This window comes from Halomonas sp. ND22Bw (assembly GCF_003011945.1).
GTDB lineage: Bacteria > Pseudomonadota > Gammaproteobacteria > Pseudomonadales > Halomonadaceae > Halomonas > Halomonas halophila.
The window spans coordinates 1-539 of sequence record NZ_PXWD01000083.1; the positions used below are offsets into that span (position 1 = coordinate 1).

The following is a 539-nucleotide window of genomic DNA, read 5'->3' on the forward strand; positions in this document are numbered from 1 at the left end:
TCGAGATCCCGATTGGCGGTGAGCAGGAAATCGACTGGATTGCCGTGCTTGTCGATGGCTCGGTAGAGGTAGCGCCACTCCCCCCGCACCTTGATGTACGTTTCGTCGATGCGTACCGAGCCGCAGTGCGGTTTGCGGAACTGCCGCAACCGCTTTTCGATCAGCGGCGCGTAGGCCAAGACCCAGCGGTTCAGGGTGGAGTGGTCCACATCCATGCCGCGTTCCAGGAACAGCTCCTCGATGTCGCGGTAGCTCAGCGGGTAGCGCAGGTACCAGGAGACGGCCTGGACGATCAGGGCCGCCTCGTAGTGCCGGCCCTTGAAGTCAGCCTTGGCACGCTGCTTCAGCTTCGCGGCGATGGCGGACAGGATCATGGGGTGGCCTCCGGGACTGGAGGCACCATGCGGGCTGTATGGTCAACGCGGGGTAAACGCTGCGGGTTTGCGACAGGCCCCATTTGGCTCAGGTTGAGGTTCACCGAAGCGGAAGCTGGCCTACCTCCGACGAGGGGCCGTTCGTTCACACGGCGGAGAGAGCCC

Annotated in this window: 1 pseudogene; it reads right to left on the reverse strand. The window is 63.8% G+C overall.

Features of this window, described 5'->3' with window-relative positions:
* A pseudogene (locus CVH10_RS17060) lies at window positions 1-374 on the reverse strand (IS6-like element ISMpo1 family transposase); the annotation flags it as partial.
* Window positions 375-539 lie beyond the last annotated feature (165 nt).